This window comes from Serratia sp. Ser99 (genome assembly GCF_024519545.1).
GTDB lineage: Bacteria > Pseudomonadota > Gammaproteobacteria > Enterobacterales > Enterobacteriaceae > Serratia > Serratia liquefaciens.
Window position 1 is genome coordinate 276,612 of record NZ_JALJRT010000005.1, and the last position, 19,664, is coordinate 296,275.

General features: G+C 56.8%; 20 protein-coding genes. 7 read left to right on the forward strand and 13 right to left on the reverse strand.

All coding sequences use genetic code 11. The annotated features are described in order from the left end of the window. Positions 1-34 precede the first annotated feature (34 nt). Positions 35-955 (forward strand): kdo(2)-lipid IV(A) palmitoleoyltransferase, encoded by a 921-nt coding sequence (gene lpxP / locus NR114_RS12980; protein WP_020837138.1) that lies wholly within the window; start codon positions 35-37, stop codon positions 953-955. Between the two features lie 126 nt (positions 956-1,081). Beyond that, a complete protein-coding gene (locus NR114_RS12985; protein WP_234529174.1) occupies positions 1,082-1,777 on the forward strand; it encodes a CTP synthase in 696 nt (231 codons plus the stop codon). A 68-nt stretch (positions 1,778-1,845) separates the two neighbouring features. Here NR114_RS12985 and NR114_RS12990 read toward each other — a convergent pair whose 3' ends face one another. Both NR114_RS12990 and NR114_RS12995 read right to left on the reverse strand, forming a co-directional pair. After that, positions 1,846-2,535 carry an LrgB family protein gene (locus tag NR114_RS12990; protein WP_020837140.1) on the reverse strand — a complete coding sequence of 230 codons (690 nt, stop codon included), beginning with the start codon at positions 2,533-2,535 and terminating at the stop codon, positions 1,846-1,848. Continuing rightward, on the reverse strand, positions 2,528-2,950 hold the full coding sequence (locus NR114_RS12995; protein ID WP_234529172.1) for a CidA/LrgA family protein: 423 nt from the start codon (positions 2,948-2,950) through the stop codon (positions 2,528-2,530). The genes NR114_RS12990 and NR114_RS12995 overlap by 8 nt, the downstream gene beginning before the upstream one ends. Positions 2,951-3,087: 137 nt before the next feature. Here NR114_RS12995 and NR114_RS13000 point away from each other — a divergent pair, with 137 nt between their 5' ends. Then, positions 3,088-3,990 carry a LysR family transcriptional regulator gene (locus NR114_RS13000; RefSeq protein WP_020837142.1) on the forward strand — a complete coding sequence of 301 codons (903 nt, stop codon included), beginning with the start codon at positions 3,088-3,090 and terminating at the stop codon, positions 3,988-3,990. A 175-nt stretch (positions 3,991-4,165) separates the two neighbouring features. Here the strand turns inward: NR114_RS13000 and NR114_RS13005 are convergent, their stop codons facing one another. From NR114_RS13005 to NR114_RS13020, 4 genes are all read right to left on the reverse strand, one after another. After that, positions 4,166-5,815, reverse strand: a complete 1,650-nt coding sequence (locus tag NR114_RS13005) for a Na+/H+ antiporter (RefSeq protein WP_020837143.1) — start codon at positions 5,813-5,815, stop codon at positions 4,166-4,168. A gap of 185 nt (positions 5,816-6,000) precedes the next feature. Beyond that, positions 6,001-7,362 (reverse strand): NCS2 family permease, encoded by a 1,362-nt coding sequence (locus NR114_RS13010; protein WP_020837144.1) that lies wholly within the window; start codon positions 7,360-7,362, stop codon positions 6,001-6,003. A 336-nt stretch (positions 7,363-7,698) separates the two neighbouring features. Further along, positions 7,699-8,106: a VOC family protein gene (locus NR114_RS13015; protein WP_020837145.1), complete on the reverse strand. Its 408-nt coding sequence runs from the start codon at positions 8,104-8,106 to the stop codon at positions 7,699-7,701. Between the two features lie 47 nt (positions 8,107-8,153). Further along, complete coding sequence (locus tag NR114_RS13020; RefSeq protein ID WP_234529171.1) at positions 8,154-8,822, reverse strand: glutathione S-transferase family protein; 669 nt, start codon at positions 8,820-8,822, stop codon at positions 8,154-8,156. A gap of 231 nt (positions 8,823-9,053) precedes the next feature. Between NR114_RS13020 and NR114_RS13025 the strand changes: the two genes are divergently transcribed. Further along, entirely contained in the window at positions 9,054-9,314 is a 261-nt protein-coding gene (locus NR114_RS13025) for a YdgH/BhsA/McbA-like domain containing protein (RefSeq protein WP_020837147.1), read from the forward strand. Between the two features lie 56 nt (positions 9,315-9,370). Here NR114_RS13025 and NR114_RS13030 read toward each other — a convergent pair whose 3' ends face one another. Continuing rightward, entirely contained in the window at positions 9,371-10,288 is a 918-nt protein-coding gene (locus NR114_RS13030) for a LysR family transcriptional regulator (RefSeq protein ID WP_234529170.1), read from the reverse strand. Positions 10,289-10,416: 128 nt separating this feature from the next. On the opposite strand from NR114_RS13030, the gene NR114_RS13035 reads away from it, so the two are divergent. Continuing rightward, entirely contained in the window at positions 10,417-11,166 is a 750-nt protein-coding gene (locus NR114_RS13035) for a 3-oxoacyl-ACP reductase family protein (RefSeq protein WP_234529169.1), read from the forward strand. A gap of 61 nt (positions 11,167-11,227) precedes the next feature. Here the strand turns inward: NR114_RS13035 and ssb1 are convergent, their stop codons facing one another. Further along, positions 11,228-11,764 carry a single-stranded DNA-binding protein SSB1 gene (gene ssb1, locus NR114_RS13040; RefSeq protein WP_020837150.1) on the reverse strand — a complete coding sequence of 179 codons (537 nt, stop codon included), beginning with the start codon at positions 11,762-11,764 and terminating at the stop codon, positions 11,228-11,230. Positions 11,765-12,041: 277 nt separating this feature from the next. On the opposite strand from ssb1, the gene uvrA reads away from it, so the two are divergent. Together uvrA and NR114_RS13050 are read left to right on the forward strand one after the other, a co-directional pair. After that, complete coding sequence (gene uvrA / locus NR114_RS13045) at positions 12,042-14,873, forward strand: excinuclease ABC subunit UvrA (RefSeq protein WP_046372532.1); 2,832 nt, start codon at positions 12,042-12,044, stop codon at positions 14,871-14,873. 224 nt (positions 14,874-15,097) lie between these two features. Further along, a complete protein-coding gene (locus NR114_RS13050; RefSeq protein ID WP_044553778.1) occupies positions 15,098-16,150 on the forward strand; it encodes an NAD(P)-dependent alcohol dehydrogenase in 1,053 nt (350 codons plus the stop codon). A gap of 34 nt (positions 16,151-16,184) precedes the next feature. Here NR114_RS13050 and maa read toward each other — a convergent pair whose 3' ends face one another. The 5 genes from maa to NR114_RS13075 all read right to left on the reverse strand — a co-directional run bounded on the left by maa (position 16,185) and on the right by NR114_RS13075 (position 19,554). Then, the gene (gene maa, locus NR114_RS13055; RefSeq protein ID WP_044553781.1) at positions 16,185-16,742 is read right to left on the reverse strand and encodes a maltose O-acetyltransferase; all 558 of its coding nucleotides are present in this window, start codon (positions 16,740-16,742) and stop codon (positions 16,185-16,187) included. Positions 16,743-16,911: 169 nt separating this feature from the next. After that, positions 16,912-17,265, reverse strand: a complete 354-nt coding sequence (locus NR114_RS13060; RefSeq protein ID WP_020837154.1) for an MmcQ/YjbR family DNA-binding protein — start codon at positions 17,263-17,265, stop codon at positions 16,912-16,914. A 4-nt stretch (positions 17,266-17,269) separates the two neighbouring features. Then, complete coding sequence (locus tag NR114_RS13065) at positions 17,270-17,686, reverse strand: secondary thiamine-phosphate synthase enzyme YjbQ (protein WP_017894193.1); 417 nt, start codon at positions 17,684-17,686, stop codon at positions 17,270-17,272. A gap of 126 nt (positions 17,687-17,812) precedes the next feature. Next, a complete protein-coding gene (locus tag NR114_RS13070; RefSeq protein ID WP_234529167.1) occupies positions 17,813-19,006 on the reverse strand; it encodes an amino acid aminotransferase in 1,194 nt (397 codons plus the stop codon). An 80-nt stretch (positions 19,007-19,086) separates the two neighbouring features. Beyond that, on the reverse strand, positions 19,087-19,554 hold the full coding sequence (locus NR114_RS13075; protein WP_020837156.1) for an Lrp/AsnC family transcriptional regulator: 468 nt from the start codon (positions 19,552-19,554) through the stop codon (positions 19,087-19,089). Positions 19,555-19,664: the final 110 nt, after the last annotated feature.

The window sequence follows — 19,664 nt, forward strand, 5'->3', positions numbered from 1 at the left end:
GGTTGCTGCCCCCTTAACGCATAAATGAGTTCATATGAAGCGTCCGCAAAAATTCAAATCGGCCCTGCTGCATCCGCGCTATTGGTTCACCTGGTTCGGCCTGGCTTGCTTATTCTTATTGGTCCAACTTCCCTACCCGGTGCTGCACAAGCTCGGCGTGTGGATGGGCCGCACCTCAATGCGATTCCTGAAACGCCGCGTTGCCATCACCCGCCGTAACCTGGAGCTGTGCTTCCCGGATATGGACGAGGCTCAACGCGAACGCAAAGTGGTAGGCAACTTCGAATCTCTCGGCATGGGCCTGCTGGAAACCGGCATGGCCTGGTTCTGGTCTGATAAGCGCGTTAAGCGCTGGTTCAACGTTTCCGGTATCAATCACCTGAAAATGGCACAACGAAACCAACGCGGTGTGTTGGTGATTGGCGTGCACTTTATGTCGCTGGAGCTGGGTGGCCGTGCCATGGGTTTGTGCCAACCCATGATGGCGATGTACCGCCCACACAACAATAAAGCCATGGAATGGGCACAAACCAAAGGCCGCATGCGCTCCAACAAGGCGATGCTCGATCGCAAAGATTTGCGCGGCATGGTTCATGCCCTCAAGCGCGGCGAGGCCGTATGGTTCGCCCCGGATCAAGACTACGGCCCACGCGGTAGCGTGTTCGCTCCATTGTTCGCCGTCGATCAGGCCGCCACCACCAGCGGTACCTTTATGCTGGCGCGCATGGCCAAGCCGGCGCTGGTGCCGGTGGTTCTGATCCGCCGCGAAAAAGGTCGGGGTTATGACCTGCTGATCCAACCTGCGCTGGAAAATTATCCTATCGGCGATGAGATTGCCGCGGCGGCTTACATGAATAAAGTGGTGGAAAAAGAAATCATGCGCGCACCTGAGCAATACATGTGGCTGCATCGTCGCTTTAAAACCCGGCCGGTCGGGGCTCCATCATTGTACTGAGCCCAAAAACCATATTTATCAGCCCGGCCAATGCCGGGCTTTTTTGTGCGCCGGATTTAAAAAATTGCGGATGAGCGCCGATCTTTGCTGTAACCTCCTTTTTTACCCGCACAGGAAAAGGAAATGATGAAAGCTCAAGTCCGTATTGCTCTGGTCGGTGACTACCAACCTCAGGCCATTTCTCACCAGGCCATCCCCATTGCTCTCCAGCTCACCGCCTCCCATCTTAACGTCGACATTCAATCCCACTGGCTGCCCACAGAAACCATTACCGACACGTCGGTACTGCAGGACTACGATGCCATCTGGGTGGTACCCGGCAGCCCGTATAATCATGACGATGGTGCCTTTATGGCTATCCGCCATGCGCGCGAGCAAAACGTTCCCTTCCTGGGCTCTTGCGGCGGTTTCCAATATGCGATCGTAGAATACGCCCGTAACGTGATGGGCTGGCACGATGCCGGGCATGCGGAAACCGACAGCGGGGGTCGGTTGGTGATAGCCCCGCTGAGCTGTTCGCTGGTCGAAAAAAGCGGTGCCATTATTTTCCAACCCAATACGCTGGCAGCCCGTGTCTACGGCAAGCTGGAAACGCACGAAGGCTACCACTGCAACTTTGGCGTCAACCCGGAGTTTGTCGCCGATCTGCAACGGCACCCGCTGATAATCAGCGGCCACGACGGTGAAGGTGACGTTCGCTCGGTGGAGCTACCGGGACACCGTTTTTACGCTGCCACGCTGTTTCAGTCCGAACGTGCGGCATTGCGAAACGAGCTTTCACCACTGGTGGTGGAACTGATCAGGACCGCGGCAACGGCCTGATAGCCCCAGATTCGGCAATAAGGAGGATCATGCCGCTATGATCCTCCTTCTGGGTTGTAATCGCAGGTTCACCACATCAGTTGCCCTATCAGTGGGGCGGCAATCACCGTGATAATCCCCGCCAGCATCATCACCAGGCTGGAGACGACGCCTTCTTCCTGCCCCATCTCATAGGCTTTCGCGGTACCGGCGCCGTGCGACGAAGCCCCCAGCCCGGCCCCTTTCGCCAGACTGCTACGCACTGACAGCCGCAGAAACAGGATGTCCCCCACTGCCATACCGAATACCCCGGTGATCACCACGAACAGCGCCACCAGATCCGGCTGGCCGCCCATCTGTTTGGCGGCCTCCAGCGCAAACGGCGTGGTGATGGAGCGCACCGCCAGGCTGCGTTGCACTTCTTCCGGCAAGGTCAGCAGGCGAGCCAGCCACACCGAGCTGTAAACCGCCACCAACACCGCCGTTAGCACCCCGGCGCTGAGCGATAACCAATGGCGTCGAATGATATGCAGATTTTCGTAGACCGGCACCGCGAAGGCGATGGTCGCCGGCCCTAATAGCCATAACAACCAGTGCGTTTCACCGATGTAGTCCTGGTAGGAAATATGGGTCACCACCAGCAGCAGCACCAGGATCATCGGCGTCAACACCAATGGCATCAGCAGCAGGGTACGACGGCGCCGGTAGAGTTTTTTATTGGCGAAGTACAACACCAGGGTTGCCAGAAAGCAGGCGAGGCTAAGGATAAAATCATTCATCGCGTTGTTTACGCCGTTGCAGCCAGACTTCCAGTCTATAGACGCGATCGACCACCAATCCGGTCGCGCCCAGCGTTAGCATGGTGCTGACAGCAATCACCAGGAAAATTTTCCAGCCCTCCACCATTAACAGCTGGGCATAGTTCACCACGGCCACCACCGCCGGAACAAAGAACAGCAGCATCTCGGCCAGCAACCAGCGCGAACCGGCCTTGACCCAGTTCAGCGGCAGAATGCGCAACAGGATCAGCGCCAACAATATCAACATGCCAACAATGTTGGCGGGCAGCGGCAGATGGAACTGCTGCACCAATCGGTCGGCAATCAAAAATAACACCGCATATAAAGCAACCTGGATCGGCACCTGCAGCCGGTTCAACAAAGAGGGAGCTGCGTGGCGGAACGCCAATAACATGGGGGAAGGCCTTAAACAAAAAATTCACGGTTTACAGTATACGCAGCCAGGAAACCTCGCCTGAAATGAATTAAAATTATCGACATCATGCCATCAGGGAATAGTTTCCCGACGGTACTTCCCCAGGAGAATCCAACGTGGATGTCCGCACCCTGCGCTACTTCGTGGAAGTGGTGCGCCAGCAAAGCTTTACCCGCGCGGCGGAGAAACTGTTCGTCACCCAACCGACCATCAGCAAGATGCTGCGCCATTTGGAAGAAGAGCTGGAATGCACGCTGCTGATCCGCGAAGGCCGCAAACTGCACCTGACCGACAGCGGGCAAGCGGTATACCAGCGCGGGCTGGCGATCATCGATGAGTTCCGCCAATTGGAGGCGGAGCTGGAAGACATCAGTTCGGTCAAAAAAGGCGTGCTGCGGCTGGGTATTCCCCCCATGGTCGGCCGGCAGATTGCCGATCTGATCCGTCAATTCCGCCAAACCTACCCTGGCATCGAGCTGAAAATCTCCGAACTGGGTGGGCTGTCGGTGGAGCAGGCGGTGATGTCCGGCGAGCTGGATCTGGCAATGACCATACTGCCGGTCGATTCGGATCAACCACTGACCTTCCTGCCGTTACTCGTCCACCCCATGTGCGTGGTTGCGCCGCGTACGCCACACTGGCTTAATCGCACCAGCATCAATATCACCGAGTTGGCTAACTGGCCGATCCTGCTTTATAACGAGGACTTCGCGCTGTACAAAATGCTGATGAAAGCGTTCCGTCAGGCCGGGTTTGAGCCACAGATTGCGGTGCGCAGCGGACAGTGGGATTTTTTGGCTTCGATGGTACAGGCCGGGGTCGGCATCGCCACCCTGCCGGAGCCGGTCTGCCAATGGCTGGATAAGGAAAACCTGATCTGGCTGCCGCTGGAACCCCGTATGGAATGGAAAGTCGGGTTGATCTGGCGGCAGGGCAGCTACCTGTCGCACAGTGCACAGGCATGGATAGCCTGCTGCCGCGACTACTGGCCCGCAGCCAGTACCAGTCACCACAAATAACAAGGGCCGCATATGCGGCCCCAGACTGCTGATAATTCCTTTGTACTTAAAAGTCATGGATTGTGTGCTGATAAAAACAAAGGATGATGTCTTCAGTTTTACCCCAAACACCCGAAAACCACGCTTTTCGGGTGTTTGTCATCAAATCAGGGCCGCATATGCGGCCCCGTGAGTCTTATCCTTCTCGCTCTATCAACAGCGCTTCCAGCAGGTCGAGATCGTGCAACAGCTTTTGCAGCGTCTCGTTACTGATTTTTTGCGTAGCGCGCAGGTGATATAGCTCACCGCGCTCAGCGCGTAGCGCCGTCAGGCGGAAACGTCGCTCGAGGTTCTCCAGCATCAGCGCATTCTCGATATCGTCCTTGGTGGTGATACGGCGCCGCAGCGTCCCCACCACTCGTGAACTGATCTCTTTCAGCACCTGCGGATCGAGGTTTTCCTCGGTATCAACCGCCAACCGCTCTTCCATTTTGTTGATGCTTTCGATCGCCACTTCAGCCGCCATAGCGATTGCCATCCGCTCTTCGCTTTTGCTGACGCTCTTATCCGCCACCTGAACGCCGCGCAGCAACAGCGGCAGCGCCAGTACGCCGGCAATCAATGAAAGCAGGATCACCCCTGCAGCGATAAACACCAGTTGGTAACGCGCCGGGAACGCGGTGCCGTCACTCAGCAACAGCGGAATTGACAGCACACCGGCCAGCGTAATCGCCCCGCGTACCCCGGCAAACGACGCTACCCACAGTTCGCGGGTGGTGTAATCGCCGAACTGCAACGGCCGTTTTTTCATAAAGCGACGGCTGGCGTTTTTCATCAGCCACAGCCAGGTAAAACGCAATACCAGCAACGCCGCGTAGATAATCGCCACGTCGGCAAACAGGTACCAGGTCTGAATGGTCGGATCCAGCTCCGCCTGCAGGATGGAGGTTTCCAGGATCCCCGGCAGCTGCAGACCCAACATGATGAACACCATGCCGTTGAACACAAACTCCAGCATCGCCCAGACGCTGTTCGCGCGCAGGCGCATCGCCAGCGGCGCGTTGCGGATCACGCCGGACTGGCTGATGGTCATCCCCGCTGCCACCGCCGCCAGGATGCCGGATACGCCAATGTGCTCGGCAATCAGGTAAGAAGCAAAAGGTAACAGCAGCAGGAAGACTATCTGCGTCGCCGGGTCATCACCGCTCCAGCGGCTCATGATCCGCAAAGATTTACTGTAGAGCCAGGTGACCGCTACGCCTGCCAGCAGGCCGCCGATCGCCACCTTGAGGAACTCGAGCGTCGCGCCGCCCACGGTAAACACCATGGTGCCCATCGCCACCGCGATAGCGAATTTGAGTGAGACCAGGCCGGACGCGTCGTTCATCAGCGCCTCGCCTTCCAGCACGCCCATGATCGGCTTCGGAATACGCCCTTTACCGACGATACCGGACAGCGCCACGGCATCCGTTGGCGACAGCACCGCCGCCAGCGCAAACGCCGCCACCAGAGGAATGCCCGGCACCATGGCGTAAATCAGATAACCGACGCCGACCACGGTGATCAGCACCAAGACCAGCGCCAGGCCAAGAATTTCACGACCGTGGTGCAAAAACTCCCGCGTCGGGGTTTTCCAGCCATCGGCAAACAGCAGCGGCGGGATAAACAGCACCAGGAACAATTCAGGGTCAAAGTCGACGTGCAACCCGAAATGCGGCCAGGCCAACAGGGCCCCGATACCGATTTGCATTAACGGCAGCGGCACCTGGAACGGCAACATGCGCGTCACCACACCGGACAGGGAGACCACCAGAATTAAAATGAGGATTGTAAAAAAGATTTCCATGCTTTCCTTAGACTCTTGGGTTCAGACTACATCTCTGATGTATACCCGATAGTAGATCACTTTTTTTACGGCGGTTAAAGCTTGTTGTGCCTTTCAAAATGCAGCATTGGCAGAAGGAGATTTATCTGAATAGGGTATGAGGGCAAACATCCCCCGCCGGAACGACGGGGGAAACGACATAGCGGTTAGATTGCCCAGCCGCCGGCATAGAATGCCACCAGCGCCACGGCGATCAGCACGGTACCGATATTCAGCCGACGCCATTCGCCGGAGAAGATACGGCCAATCACCAATGAGCTGAAGCCCAGCATGATACCGGTGACGATATTGCAGGTCAGCACGATAAACACGGCGCACAGCAGGCCGGACATGGCATCGACAAAATCATTGAAGTCCAGCTTGGTCACGTTGCTCAACATCAGCAGGCCAACGTACATCAGCGCCGGTGCGGTCGCGTAAACCGGCACCAGATAAGATAACGGCGACAGGAACAGGATCAGCAGGAACAGCAAACCGACTACGGTTGCTGTCAGCCCGGTTTTACCGCCCGCAGCCGTGCCCGCTGCGGATTCGATATACACCGCCGCCGGGGCCGCACCGACCAGACCAGAGAAAATGCTGCTCAGGGAGTCCGAAGTCAGCGCCTTGCCGCCGTTGATGATTTGCCCGTCTTTATCCAGCAGGTTGGCCTGACCGGCCACCGCACGGATAGTACCGGTAGCGTCAAATACCGCGGTCATCACCAGCGCCAGCACGCTCGGCAAGACCACCGGCTGCAATGCGCCCATGATATCCAGGCTGAAAATCAACGAATTGCCGTTGGCATCCGCCAGGCTTGGCATCGCGAATAAGCCCTGGTATTTCACCGCCGGGTCAAACACCAACCCCACCACCGAAATAGTGATGATCACCAGCAGAATACCGCCGGGAACGCGCAGTTTTTCCAGCCCGAAAATCACCGCCAGCCCGAGCAGCGTCATCACTACCGGGAACGAAGTGAATGCGCCCAAAGCCACCGGCAGGCCGTCCAGTGGGTTTTTCACCACCAGGCCAACGCCGTTAGCCGCGATCAGCAACAGGAACAGACCGATACCGATGCCGGTACCATGAGCGACGCCCATCGGCAAATTGCGCAGGATCCAGGCGCGAATACCGGTTACCGAAATAATGGTAAAAAGCACCCCCATCAGGAATACCGCCCCCAACGCCACCGGAATGCTGATGTGTTGGCCCAGCACCAGACTGAACGCCGTGAAAGCGGTCAGTGAAATCGCACAGCCGATGGCCATCGGCAAATTGGCCCATAACCCCATCAGCAACGAACCGAGACCCGCCACCAGGCAGGTGGCGACAAACACCGCCGTTGGCGGGAAGCCGGCTTTGCCCAGCATGCTCGGCACCACGATCACCGAGTACACCATCGCCAGGAAGGTGGTTAGCCCCGCCACCACTTCCTGACGCACGGTGCTGCCGCGCGCAGAAATATTAAAATAACCATCAAGCCCGCCTTTTGGTTTAACGGCGTTATTCGCTTGAGAATTCGACATGTTGCTGTCCCCTGTGTTTCATTGCCAGCCCGTTTAAAGAGGCTTGTTATTCCGCCCACGCATGTTCATTAGGGTAACGTTTGCTTTTCTGCCCTTTGCTCACGTCGCCAATGGGCGTCGCATCAAAGGCAAACGTTTAACTCACAGTGAATGGTGCGGGTAATTTATGGTGGTTTATTCAAGGCAAACGATTATCCAGCCTTCCATACCGTCTGATCAACCAAAGATCGCGGCAATTTATGCGGAAAAGCACTGGGATCAATCATTATCGAAAATATGGTATTTGTCTCATAGGTAAATCCGATGGGAACGCCCCCCTTTCGGAGGGCAAAACGACTACTGAGCCTGGGCCGCCTTTTCATCCATGTACATCAGTTCCCAGATGTGTCCGTCCAGATCCTGAAAACCGTGTCCGTACATAAAGCCATAATCCTGCGGCTGATTATAGGTATTGCCGCCGGCGGCGATCGCTTTGCGCACCAGATCGTCCACCGCTGCCCGGTTAGGCTGCGACAGGCATATCAGCACTTCGGTCGCCTTTCTGGCATCGCTGATCGGGTTCGGGGTGAACATTTTGAATTTGTCGTGGGTCAACAGCATCACATAGATGCTGTCGCTGACCACCATGCAGGCGGCGGTGTCATCGGTGAACTGTGGATTAAAGCTGAAACCAAGACGAGTGAAAAACTCGATGGATACGGGCAAATCGCCCACCGGCAGGTTAACAAAAATTTGCGTAGCCATGGGCTACCTCCGACGAAGAGTGACCTCATCGAGTATAGCCCACCCGCTCATTTCAGCAGATCATAAGGCCCGCCCTGCTCCAGCGCCCGTTGGTAGGCCGGCCGCGCATGGATACGCTGGAGATAGTCGCGTAGCTTTGGACAGCCATCCAATGCGCCACGTGCCGCCATCGCTTCCAGCGGAAAACTCATCTGGATGTCCGCTGCGCTGAATTCATTGCCGACAAACCAGGTGCTTTTTTCCAGGTGCTGTTCAAGATAGTCGCGGTGCGGAGCAATCTGTTTATCCAGATACTCCCGCTGTACGCCTTTGCCAATAGCCCCTGCCACTGGCCGTAACAGCCAGGGAATGGGCGGCTGGCCCAAGCGGCTAAACACCAGCTTCATCACCAACAGCGGCATCAGTGACCCTTCGGCATAATGTAGCCAGTAACGATACTGTTGCCGGGCATGATAGTCGGTGGGGATAAACTGCCCCTGCGCATCGTAGGCTTCCTGCAGATATTCAATAATGGCGCCGGACTCTGCCAGCGTCAGATCGCCATCGACAATCACTGGCGACTTGCCGAGCGGATGGATCTTTTTCAACTCCGCAGGCGCCAGCATGGTTTGCGAGTCGCGCTGATAGCGCTGCACCTGGTACGGCACTCCCAATTCTTCCAAAAACCACAGGATGCGCTGCGATCGCGAGTTATTTAGATGGTGCACGATAATCATGGGGCTTCTCCACTCTGTTGCCACACCCGTTATATGTCGAGGCTTCTGGTTAAAGGGTAGTGGTGAATTATCCCACCCGCCAACAAGGTCATCTGCCGCTCAAAATTAAATCAATAAATTTGACAGAGATACTCAAAACTCTCCGATTTTCTCTTTGGGCATGACGGCCTATTATCTAACACATCGAGAGACAAAAGCCTCTCACCTAAAAAATACCCTGAGGATTGAATCATGAAAAACATCAAATTTTTTGCTACCGCTCTGCTGCTGACTACCGCTTCTTTCGCCAGCGTTGCCGCTGACCAACCCGCTAACCAGCCTGCGGCCGGTGCCCAGAAAATCGGTGTGGTGTCCGTGAGCGGCGCTTCTAACCTGAGCACGCTGGAAAATGAACTGGCCAGCAAAGCCGCTGCATCCGGTGCCAGCTCTTACCGCATCATCTCCGCCGGTGGCCAGAACAAACTGTATGGCACCGCAGAAATCTTCAACTGATCGTCAGACAGTAAACTGACGGAAGAAAAAAGCCCCGCAAGGGGCTTTTCTCGTTTCTAGCGAGCATCAAATCTCGCCGCCAGCTTCTGCAGCCGAAATTGTTCGATCATGAAATCAACAAACACTCGGGTTTTGGTCGGCAGAAACTTGGTGGTGGGGAAATACAGGTGCACGCTGCCGCGATCGACATACCAGCCCGACAATACCCGCACCAGTCGACCGCTTTCCAGATAAGGCAAGGCGTTCGGCATGGCGATCAGCGCGATCCCCAACCCCATTTCCGCCGCCTGCGCTGCAGCATCCGGTTCATTTACCGTCATTTTGATTTCCATCGACGGCGCTCGCTGTTCATTCTCCGCATTACGTAGCGGCAGATTGCGGATCCGCCCGGTTTGCGGTGAGCGGATAAAAATGCCCGCATGGTTCATCAACTGTTCCGGCTGCCGGATGGCGGTGTTGCGCTGCAGATACGCAGCAGAAGCCACCAGGACCCCATGGGCTGGAGCCAGTTCACGTGCAATCATGCCCTGCGCCAATTCGATACCGCCCCCCATTGCAGCATCAAAATGCTCACCAATTAGATCCACTTTACGGTTGTCGAAATGCCAGTCTGGGACAATTGCCGGGTAACGCGCCAGAAAGTCGGGCAGCATCGGCATGACAAAATGCAGGCCGAACGCCGTCCCCATGCTGACCTTCAGCGTGCCGGCCGCCCCCCCGCCGCCGCTGCTTACTCCTTTTAATGCGCACTGGATCGACAACAGGCCGCCGCTGACCTCCTGCAAAAAACGTTCGCCCTCTTCGGTCAGGATCAATTTGCGCGTATTGCGCTGGAAAAGCCTTACCCCGACGATCGTCTCCAGCTTGGTCACGTTCTTCCCGACTGCCGCAGAGCTGATGCCCAGCTTGCGTCCGGCCGCAGAAAAGCTGCCGTTCTCTGCACTGCTGACAAAACATTCCAGGTGACCAAGCATGGTTGCTCCTGTTGATTTCAAACCCACGGTTTAAGCTGATTATAGCTCTTTGTGGCTAGTGGCGACCCGGCGTTTCCCAGATACTGATCCGGTAGATGTTTAACCTCACCCCACTCTGGAGAAGCACCATGACAACAGCACATCCTCTGCAAAACAAAGTCGCATTTATTCAGGGCGGCTCACGCGGCATTGGTGCCGCTATCGTTAAGCGCCTGGCACGTGAAGGCGCCACCGTAGCCTTCACCTACGTCGCCTCCGCCGAAAAAGCAGACGCCCTGGTGGCCGAAATCACCGCCACCGGCGGTAAAGCGCTCGCCATCAAGGCCGACAGTGCCGATGCCGCGGCCCTGCAACAAGCGGTACGCCAGGCAGTAAACAGCCTGGGTAATCTGGACATTCTGGTGAACAACGCCGGCGTGCTTGCGATGGGCAGTACCGAAGAGCTGCCGCTGGAAGATCTGGATCGCACGCTGGCTGTCAACGTGCGCAGCGTATTTGTCGCCAGCCAGGAAGCGGCGCGCCATATGAATGACGGTGGCCGAATCATCAATATTGGCAGCACCAACGCTGAACGCATGCCCTTTGCCGGCGGCGCAGTTTATGCCATGAGCAAATCCGCGCTGGTCGGTCTGACCAAAGGCATGGCGCGCGATCTGGGCCCACGCGGCATCACCGTCAATAACGTGCAACCCGGCCCGGTCGATACCGACATGAATCCGGCCAACGGTGATTTCGCCGAACAGTTAAAAGCCATGATGGCCATCAGCCGTTACGGCAAAGATGAGGAGATCGCCAGCTTTGTCGCTTACCTCGCCGGTCCGGAGGCGGGCTATATCACCGGCGCCAGCCTGAGCATCGACGGCGGTTTTTCGGCTTAAATGTTCTGAAAAGCAAAAAGCCCCTTTCGGGGCTTTTTTTTGGGCTTAGGACAACCTGATATCAGAAAGGAATATCGTCGTCGAAGTCCATTGGCGGTTCATTGCTGCTGGCTGCCGGTGCGTTGTTCTGCGCCGGGCGCGCCTGCTGGCCACCGCTGAACTGGTTGCCGCCTTGTGGCTGCTGAGGTTGACCCCAACCGCCCTGGCCGCCGGAAGCCTGACCACCGCCTGCCGGTGCGCCACCGCCTTGACGGCCGCCCAGCATCTGCATGGTGCCGCCAACGTTAACCACAACTTCGGTGGTGTATTTTTCTACGCCAGCCTGATCGGTCCATTTGCGAGTCTGCAGCGCGCCCTCGATGTACACCTGGGAACCTTTACGCAGATATTCGCCCGCCACTTCAGCCAGCTTGCCGAACAGCACGACACGGTGCCACTCGGTCTTTTCTTTCTGCTCGCCAGTCGCCTTGTCACGCCAGCTTTCGGAGGTTGCCAGGGTAATGTTGGCCACTGCACCGCCATTCGGCATGTAACGGACTTCCGGGTCTTGGCCCAGATTCCCGACCAGAATTACTTTGTTTACGCCTCTGCTGGCCATGAGAACTCTCCTGATGATTGATTTTTACACAGTATAAACGAGTAAGTTTAACACGCTCAGCCTGAAACGACACCCGTGTTGATTACTGCGTGCTGTATTCCGGAATTGTCCTTTCGATCGACCTGTTTGCATTCATGTACTGGATATTCATTCAGGTTTTTTTGTGTCATAATTATGCGTTTCGTACTGGCTGTGCCGGTTTTTTGCGCGTTCGATCACATAATCGTGCGTAAATCACCCAGACAGGCGCGGTGTATCATCAAGACGGGAAGTGTAAATGGACAATATCGAAGTTCGTGGTGCTCGAACCCATAATCTCAAAAACATCAACCTGATTATCCCGCGTGACAAGCTGATCGTCGTCACCGGTCTGTCCGGTTCAGGCAAGTCCTCGCTGGCCTTTGATACCCTTTATGCCGAAGGGCAGCGTCGCTACGTCGAATCGCTCTCCGCCTATGCACGCCAGTTCCTTTCGCTGATGGAAAAACCGGACGTCGACCACATTGAAGGTCTGTCACCGGCAATTTCCATTGAGCAGAAATCGACCTCGCATAACCCGCGATCGACGGTCGGCACCATCACCGAGATCCACGATTACCTGCGTCTGCTGTTTGCCCGCGTCGGCGAACCGCGTTGCCCGGATCACCATGTCGAACTGGCGGCACAGACCGTTAGCCAGATGGTGGATAACGTGCTCAGCCAGCCGGAAGGCAAACGCCTGATGCTGCTGGCCCCGGTGGTAAAAGACCGCAAGGGCGAGCACACCAAAACGCTGGAAAACCTCGCGAGCCAGGGCTATATCCGTGCGCGCATCGACGGCGAAGTGTGCGATCTTTCCGATCCCCCGAAGCTGGAGTTGCAGAAAAAGCACACCATCGAAGTGGTAGTCGATCGCTTTAAAGTGCGTGATGACCTGTCGCAGCGTCTGGCGGAATCCTTCGAGACCGCGCTGGAGCTGTCCGGCGGCACCGCCATTGTGGCTGATATGGACGACGAAAAAGCGGATGAGCTGCTGTTCTCCGCCAACTTCGCCTGCCCTATCTGCGGCTACAGCATGCGCGAACTCGAACCGCGCCTGTTTTCGTTCAACAACCCGGCTGGCGCCTGCCCAACGTGCGACGGTCTGGGCGTACAGCAGTTCTTCGATCCGGAACGCGTAGTGCAGAACCCCGAGCTTTCGCTGGCCGGCGGTGCCATTCGCGGTTGGGATCGTCGCAACTTCTACTACTTCCAGATGCTGCGTTCGCTGGCAGAGCATTACGCGTTTGACGTTGAAGCGCCTTTCAACAGCCTGGACGCCAACGTGCAGAAAGCGGTGCTCAGCGGCTCCGGTAAAGAATCGATCGAATTCAAATACATCAACGATCGCGGTGACACCACCGTGCGCCGCCATCCGTTCGAAGGCGTGCTGCACAACATGGAGCGCCGTTATAAAGAAACCGAATCCAGTGCGGTGCGCGAAGAGCTGGCGAAGTTTATCAGCAACCGCCCTTGTGCCTCGTGCCACGGCACCCGTCTGCGCGAAGAAGCGCGAAACGTGTTCGTTGAAGACACCACGCTGCCGGAAATTTCCGATCTGAGCATCGGCCATGCGATGACCTTCTTCCAGAACATGAAGCTCAGCGGCCAGCGCGCCAAGATCGCAGAGAAAGTGCTGAAAGAGATTGGCGATCGCCTGAAATTCCTGGTGAACGTCGGCCTGAACTACCTGTCGCTGTCGCGTTCGGCGGAAACCCTCTCCGGCGGTGAAGCGCAGCGTATCCGTTTGGCCAGCCAGATTGGTGCCGGCCTGGTGGGCGTGATGTACGTGCTCGATGAGCCGTCAATCGGCCTGCATCAGCGCGACAACGAACGCCTGCTGGAAACCCTGATCCACCTGCGTAACCTCGGTAACACGGTGATCGTGGTGGAACATGACGAAGACGCCATCCGCGCCGCCGACCATGTCATCGACATCGGTCCCGGTGCTGGCGTGCACGGCGGCCAGGTAGTGGCGGAAGGCACCGTCGAAGACATCATGGCGCAGCCTGAGTCCTTGACCGGCCAGTTCCTCAGCGGCAAACGCGAGATTTCCATTCCGGAGCAACGCGTCCCGGCGGACCCGACCAAGGTGCTGAAACTGAGCGGTGCTCGCGGTAACAACCTGAAGGACGTGACGCTGACGCTGCCGGTGGGGCTATTTACCTGCATTACCGGGGTATCCGGCTCCGGCAAATCCACGCTGATCAACGACACGCTGTTCCCGATCGCCCAGCGCCAGCTCAACGGTGCCACTATCGCCGAACCGGCGCCGTTCCGCGAAGTGACCGGTCTGGAACATTTCGACAAGGTGATCGACATCGATCAAAGCCCGATCGGGCGCACTCCGCGTTCCAACCCGGCGACCTACACCGGCATCTTTACCCCGGTGCGTGAGCTGTTCGCCGGCGTGCCGGAATCGCGCAGTCGCGGTTACAACCCGGGCCGCTTCAGCTTTAACGTCAAGGGCGGCCGCTGCGAAGCCTGCCAGGGTGACGGTGTGATCAAGGTGGAAATGCACTTCCTGCCGGACATCTATGTGCCGTGCGACCAGTGCAAAGGCAAACGCTATAACCGCGAAACGCTGGAAGTGAAGTACAAAGGCAAAAGCATCCACGAAGTGCTGGAGATGACCATCGAAGAGGCTCGTGATTTCTTCGACGCGGTACCGGCATTGGCGCGTAAGTTGCAAACCTTGATTGAAGTCGGCCTGTCTTACATCCGTCTCGGCCAGTCGGCGACCACGCTGTCCGGCGGGGAGGCGCAGCGCGTCAAGCTGGCTCGTGAGCTGTCAAAACGCGGTACCGGTCAAACGCTGTACATCCTGGATGAGCCGACCACCGGGCTGCACTTCGCCGATATTCAGCAACTGCTGGCGGTGCTGCATCAACTGCGCGATCAGGGCAATACCATCGTGGTGATTGAGCACAACCTGGACGTGATTAAAACCGCGGACTGGATTGTCGACCTGGGGCCGGAAGGCGGCAGCGGCGGCGGTGAGATCCTGGTTGCCGGCACGCCGGAAACCGTGGCTAACTGCGAAACGTCGCACACCGCGCGCTTCCTTAAGCCGTTACTGAAGAAGAAATAATCCCCTGCCAGGCGGGCCGTTACTGTAGCGGCCCGCACGCTTACCCGTTTCGGTCAAATTGAACAGAAACAGGCAAGATTTAGACATTTTCAGGCATTTCCCTCCCCGCTCTCAGCTTTTATCATCAATGTTCCCTCTGTGGCCCTTTGCCGTACTCAGGCCACGTCCACCGGTACCCTATTGCCGGAAGCCGTTCCCCCCATACACTGATGACTGGAGTTACCATGAACATTACGCACGCCTATGCCGCGCATGACGCCAAATCAGCGTTAGTTCCTTTTGATTACACGCCGCGCACCTTGCGCGACCACGATGTGCAAATCAAGGTTCTGTTCTGTGGCGTCTGCCATTCGGATTTGCACCAGGCCCGCAACGAATGGAGCAACACTCTTTTTCCGGTGGTTCCCGGCCACGAAATTGTGGGGCGCGTGAGCGCCGTCGGCAACCATGTGTCACGCTATCAGGTCGGTGATTTGGTCGGCGTGGGCTGTATGGTGGACTCCTGCCGCAGCTGTCCGAGCTGTGACGAGGGTCTGGAGCAATATTGTGAAAATGGGTTTACCGGCACCTATAACGGTGAGGATCGACAAACCGGCGCCACCACCTACGGCGGCTACTCCACCGATATGGTAGTAGATCAGGACTTTGTACTTCGCGTACCGGAAAACCTCGATCCTGCCGGTGTCGCCCCCTTACTGTGCGCTGGTATCACCACCTATTCCCCGCTGCGTCAATGGGGCGCCGGTCCGGGTAAAAAGGTGGGCATCGTCGGTCTCGGCGGGCTGGGGCACATGGGCGTTAAACTGGCCCGGGCGATGGGAGCGCATGTGGTGCTGTTCACGACTTCAGCGTCCAAAGTCGAAGATGCCAAACGCCTCGGCGCTCACGAAGTGGTGATCTCACGCAATCCGGAAGAGATGGCGCAGCACACCAACAGTTTCGATTTTATTCTTAACACGGTGGCGGCTCAGCACGATCTGAACCCGTTCCTCAATCTGCTACGCCGTGACGGCACCCTGACGCTGGTTGGCGCACCGGAGCATGACCACCCGTCACCGCAGGTGTTTAACCTGATCATGAAGCGTCGTCGCATCGCCGGTTCACTGATTGGCGGCATTGCAGAAACCCAGGAGATGCTGGATTTCTGCGGCCAGCACGGCATTACCTCGGATATCGAACTGATCCCGATGCAGCAAATCAATGAAGCCTTCGAGCGGATGCTGAAAAGCGACGTGAAATATCGCTTCGTGGTGGATATCGACTCTTTGCGAGCCTAAGCCTCTCGGGCGCCCACAGCGGCGCCCGATTTTCTTACAGCTGCTTTATCACTCGCGCCGGATTGCCGCCGACCACGCAGTTCGCAGGCACGTCCTTGGTCACCACCGCACCGGACGCCACCACCACGTTATCCCCCAGCGTAACGCCAGGATTAATCACCGCACGACCGCCAATCCACACATTATTGCCAATGCGCACCGGCTTGCCGAACTCCGCCCCGCCCACGCGGGTTTCCGCATCCAGCGGATGGGTGGCGGTATAAATATGCACTCCAGGCGCCAGCAGGCAGTTATCACCGATATGCACTTCGCATACGTCGAGGATCACGCAGTCAAAATTGGCGTAGAAATTCTTCCCCAGATAGATGTTGTAGCCGTAATCGCAGCGAAACGTCGGTTCGATGGTACCCCCCTGATACTGGCCCAGCAGCTCCGCCAATCCCTGTTTACGCAGGTCGCCCTCATCCGGTGACGAATGGTTGTAGCGGTGGATCAATTGGCGTGCGCGCTTGCGCTCGCTGCGCAGCAGTTCGTCGCCGGCGTCGTACAATTCACCGGCAATCATTTTGCGTTTTTCTTCACTCATCGCCATCTCGCGGCATCCTTTGGTATTTCGGCTTATTGATTAAAAAGCCTAGTCTTTCCTCATCAACAATAAAACGGGAACGTTCCCAATATCGAATCGCGATCACAGTTTGGCTTGAAAACAGAAGAAATAAACGAAGGACTCAGGCAGGCGCTACACCTGCCGTTATCTATGGCTAGGCGCGCAATTCCTGGCGCACATGGTCGGGTAACCCTTCCAGCACCAGTTGATAGGAACTGTCGATCAACGTATAGAACTGCGAGTTCGGCAGATTGCCATCAAGAAAGACCGTATTCCAGTGTGCCTTGTTCAGTCCGACGCAGGGGACGATCTCCGGGTGATGCTCCCGTAGGCTTTCCGCCAGTTCCGGGCTGGATTTTACCGCCAAAGCAGGTCGCCCCTGAACCTCGCACACCATGGCGAACATAACGTCGCCGACTTTGATCTGGCTGGCCTGCCACTGGTTCTGGTCGCTCTGTTCCGCGCCCGGTTTCGCCATGCAGTATTCCAGCAATGCTGTGTTATTCATTGGGTTATTCCCCCTGTAACGTGGCCACAACCCGGCGTGAACCGCCGTGGATGCGGTGCTCCCCCAGCCAAATTCCCTGCCATGTGCCCAGCATCAGCCGCCCGTGACCGACAGGCAGCGTCAACGACGTGCCCAACAGAGAGGATTTGATGTGCGCCGGCATGTCGTCCGGCCCTTCGTAGTCATGCTGATAGGGTGCGTTCTCTGGCACCTGACGCAGGAAATGCTGCTCCATGTCGGCTCGCACCGTAGGATCGCAGTTCTCGTTCAGCGTCAGCGAGGCCGAGGTATGCTGCAATAACAGATGCAGCAGGCCAGTTTGCAGGCGGTGTAAGTGGGTTAGCTGGTCAGTAATCTCTTCGGTAACCAGATGAAAACCACGCGCTTTTGCGCTGAGGATAAGCGTTTGCTGATGCCACATAAGTGAGCGCCCCTCAATCAGTATATTCTCTCTCCAGTTTGCGGCAACTCTGGCGGCAAACCGACAACAAAAAAGGAGCGATATCGCTATCGCTCCCTGGCTAACGTCAGTTTACCCTAACAGCTTTTACTGCACGGCGGCAAACGCCTCGGCTACCTGATGCACGTTGTGGTGGTTCAGGCCAGCCATGCAAACGCGTCCACTGTGGATCAGGTACACGCCGAATTCTTCACGCAGGCGATCAACCTGTGCAGCGCTAAAGCCGGTGTAGCTGAACATGCCGCGCTGTGCGAGCAGATAATCGAAGTTCCGTTGCGGCAGGGCGATTTTCAGCGCTTCCACCAGCGTCTTGCGCATCTCGAGAATACGGGTGCGCATGGTTTCCACTTCGGCCAACCACTGGGCTTTCAGCTGCGCGTCGTTCAGCACCTTAGCCACCACCTGCGCACCGAAGTTCGGCGGGCTGGAGTAGTTACGACGCACCGTGGCCTTCAGTTGCCCCAACACGCGTCCGGCCGCTTCTTCGCTTTCACACACCACCGACAGGCCGCCGACGCGTTCGCCGTACAGCGAGAAAATTTTCGAGAAGGAATTGCTCACCAGGCATGGCAGACCGGCCGCAGCAATAGTGCGGATAGCGTAGGCATCATCGTCAATGCCGCCACCGAAGCCCTGATAAGCGATATCGAGGAACGGGATCAGTTCACGCTCGGCAATCACTTTGACCACTTCATCCCACTGAGTGTGGGTCAGGTCGGAACCTGTCGGGTTATGGCAGCACGGGTGCAGCAATGCGATGCTGTGCTTCGGCAGCTGTTTCAACGCGCTCAGCATGGCGTCAAATTTCACGCCCAGGCTTTCGCTGTCGAAGTACGGATAGGTGTTCACTTTGAACCCAGCGCCGCCAAAGATGGCAACGTGGTTTTCCCAGGTCGGATCGCTGACCCACACCTGCGAATCCGGGAAGTAGCTTTTCAGGAAGTCGGCACCGACTTTCAGCGCGCCGGAACCGCCCACGGTTTGAATGGTGGCGATGCGCCCTTGCTGCAGCATCGGGTGTTCGGCACCGAACAGCAAATGTTGGATCGCCGTGCGGTAAGGCAGCAGACCTTCCATCGGCAGGTACACCGATGCCCCATGATCCACGCTGTTCAGCTGCGCTTCTGCCGCAGCAACCGCTTTCATCTGCGGGATAATACCCTGCTCATCATAGTAAAGGCCGATACTCAGGTTAACCTTGTGCGCACGTGAGTCTTTTTTGAATTTTTCCATCAGCGACAGGATCGGGTCACCTGCGTAGGCATCAACATTCTGGAACACGGATTATTCTCCTGGATTATGGTGAGTAGGCACAGCGTTACGCTCCTAATATAGACGGAAAAGGCCGTTCAGTTTGAGCTTTATCTCGCAACCGGCAACAAACCATTTTCCTTGATTCGGTTGAGCACCACCGCCGTTTTGATATGCGCCACGCTTTTGTGGCGGGACAGCGTCTGGCTGATCAAATCGTCCAGTGCCGGCAGGTCCGCCACCGCAACCTTCAGCAGATAATCAGCATCGCCAGTGGTTTTGTAAGCGTCAAGAATGGCGTCCACTTCTTCCAGCATCTGGTGGAAACTGTCGATCTGCTCCTGAGCATGGTGGGTCAGACTCACTTCTATCAGGCCAACCAACCCTAGCCCGACGGCCTCCGGTGCCAGTCGCGCGTGGTAACCGCGGATCAGTTGTGCCTGTTCCAGGCTGATGCGCCGCCGCGAACACTGGGATGCCGACAGCCCCACCAGATCGCTCAGCTCCTGATTGGTCAGACGGCCATTGGCCTGTAACAGCGTCAGGATTTTCATATCAAAATCGTCAATGTTGTACATAGCCACCTGTAAACTGTGTTAATAAATGTTGACGTTACAGCCTATCAGTTTTTTGACTGTGGATACCCTTCCCGCGCCGAGGTTGTGAAGCGCACAGCAGCAATGCCGGA